This window comes from Enterococcus sp. LJL99 (assembly GCF_054871725.1).
On sequence record NZ_JBTXLT010000027.1, the window covers coordinates 1 to 2823 of the forward strand.

General features: G+C 28.8%; 3 protein-coding genes. 1 reads left to right on the forward strand and 2 read right to left on the reverse strand.

Translation table 11 applies throughout. From position 1 onward, the window contains the following. Window positions 1–359: 359 nt before the first annotated feature. Window positions 360–668: an HXXEE domain-containing protein gene (locus tag ACYSNW_RS18105; protein WP_461746917.1), complete on the forward strand. Its 309-nt coding sequence runs from the start codon at window positions 360–362 to the stop codon at window positions 666–668. A gap of 166 nt (window positions 669–834) precedes the next feature. Here ACYSNW_RS18105 and ACYSNW_RS18110 read toward each other — a convergent pair whose 3' ends face one another. Further along, complete coding sequence (locus ACYSNW_RS18110) at window positions 835–1770, reverse strand: DMT family transporter (RefSeq protein ID WP_461746919.1); 936 nt, start codon at window positions 1768–1770, stop codon at window positions 835–837. Between the two features lie 112 nt (window positions 1771–1882). Beyond that, window positions 1883–2524, reverse strand: a complete 642-nt coding sequence (locus tag ACYSNW_RS18115; protein ID WP_461746921.1) for an NAD(P)-dependent oxidoreductase — start codon at window positions 2522–2524, stop codon at window positions 1883–1885. Window positions 2525–2823 lie beyond the last annotated feature (299 nt).

Consider the following 2823-nt stretch of genomic DNA (forward strand, 5'->3'; position numbering starts at 1 on the left):
ACGGTTAAGCAATTTTTTAGTACTATTAATGTTTGTCGGTTTAGGAAGTTTGATATCAAATGCACCAATAAATGGTTTTGTTGTTTTATATATTATGGTAGCTATTATATTAGCAATCTGTTTTTCAAAAGATACTCGGAAGAAATAATAGATGGTATTCTCAAAAAGGATTAATAAAAAAGTTGAAGTGGAATGAATATAGTTTTTATTATTTTTCCAATTGTCTTTATGTTGCACGAATTAGAAGAAATTATTTGGATGCCCGATTTTTCCATTAAAATTTTATCATCAAAAAAAAGTTACCTAAAAGAATTTCAAGTTATTTAGAATCAATTGATTCTAAATAATTTTCGTTTATTGTGATAGAAGAATTTTTCTTACTAGGACTGGTTACAATATTATGCTATTTTTATTCGCAATATAATATTTATATAGCGATTATTATCGGATATGGAATTCATGTTATTGGACATGTTGCCCAAGCTTTATACTTAAAAAAATATGCACCTACATTATCAACAGGAATAATCTCTACTATAGTTATGTTTATTTTAATTAAAAATACTCTTGTTGAAGTAGATACTAAAATGGTTCTTATTCTGATTATTCCATTAACTATTTTAATTTTCTTTAATTTATTTCTTTTTCATAGATATGCAAAGTTATAGTAGAGGTTTCTAAGGATTTAATTGTTAATGGATACGTGATTCTCATATCGTTAAAAACGATCAGTAAAGGATTGTTTCTATGTCCATCATATAGATATGACTGCTATAAAAAGCATCGAATAGATTTTAGTGTATATGACTAAATTTTATTTGATGTTCCTAGTTATTATTTCGAAAAATTTATAAGAATAGTTCCTAATAATAATACAAAAATTGCAATCAGTTGATAGATATTAACTTTTTTTTGACTAGAATTGAATAAACCAAAATTTTCAATTAATGTACTAATTAACAATTGTCCGAATAACGCACAAACAATTGTTTTACTAGTTCCAATTTTAGGAACTAACCATGCATTCCCTACCGCATAAATGGATCCAAGTATCCCCCCAGTCCATATCCACCAATTATGTATTTGTTTTTTTGAAAATAAACTCGTAAAATCCACTTTTTCTTTTTTTAAAAAAAGAAAGATAGCTAATGTAAGTGCTCCTAAAAAAAAACTTACCGTACCAGCTTGAATTGGTGAATGTAAAGCTTTTCCAAGTGCTCCATTTATGGTAGATTGAATAGCAATAAACGTACCTGTTAATACAGCCCATACTTGATAAAAAAATTTATGGTTACTCTTTTTATCGTCTGCCTTTGAAACACTTTTTTTTATAAAAATCCCAGAAGAAATTAGAACCCCGATAATAACAAGAATTAATCCTATAAATCGAATCAAATTTAGGCTATGCTTAGTTGCTTGAAACAGTCCAAATTGATCAATAACTATTCCCATTATTATTTGGCCAAGAATTGGTAAAATACTTGTTTGTATGCTTCCTAAAACTGAAAATAGATAAACATTAGAGGTAATTGCTATAACGCCAAAAAAACCACCAGTCCAAATCCATGTAGGAGTATCTTTAAAAGTAGCTAAATCAATGTTACTTTGGTTTGTCAAAAGTAATATCAGATAAAGAAATATTGTTCCTAAAATAAATGATATTGCTGAGGCCCACAAAGGAGAACCAATGGTATTTCTTAATTTAGAATTTACTGCTGTTTGCGTTCCTATACACGCCCCCAAAAAAACGGGTATTAAAAACCATATCATTTCAATAGTATGTTAAATGTATTCTGCTAAGTTTCTTAGTGATACATTATCCTTTCAAAAATTTTTACCTGTTGCTTTCTAACTAATTAGTACAAAATCTTTCGATCTAACCTTAAATAGAAACAACACCTACGACTTTATTTCTATCCATTCGATTCAATTCAGCTACTATTGCACTTGCATAATCTGAGTATCCAATAATAGATTGTCCAAGATGATTAAAGCCTAAATCAGCGCCAGTTAACTCATAACTCCCTGTTTCTTTTTCTTCGTAATCTAATATTGCAGCTGGAGCCATATATGTCCAATCAAATGTTGAACAACCATTAAGTAAATTAAACGCTTTTAATTGTTCTTGAGCGCCTTTGACATAGGCCTGGTTCATTTTAACTTTTCTTTGTAATACCTCCGATTCAGCTAAAGGAACGCCTGAATCACTATCTTTTAAAACGCCAGACCCTCCAGCAAAAATCAATCGAGTACTTGTATTTGTAAAAATTTCTATCAGGTGTTCAGTAACAGTTACTACCTCTTTGGGACTATTTGAAGAAGACTTATAACAAGAAATGACACAATCGAATTTTTCAATATCCTCTTTACTTAAGTTAGCTATGTCTTTAATTAGATACGTATGCTTTCCATCATTTTTAAAAACATCTCTTATAATCTGCGTGAAATCAATTCCTTTTTCAGAAAGTTTCTTAGCCACTAGCGTCCCCAATTTTCCGTTTGATCCTATTATACCTATATTCATAAAAACTCCTCCTTGTCATTTGCTCAATTCATAATACTCCTATAATTAGACTTTGTAAATATACTATAAGTATGATTACTTTATTAAGTGTCGCTAAATATACTTTGATAATGAAAATTAAATTATAAAAAAGAACTCATTCTTTTGACTAAGAATAAGTTCCTTTCATTTGAGATAAAACTGTGATGATAAATTTTGTCGAATAAAGCGTAATAAAATAGAAAAAAAATAGACCAAAGGAAGCCATTATTGGTATTAATTAGCCAATCTGGTTTCCTTAGTTTATTTAATACCAAGAA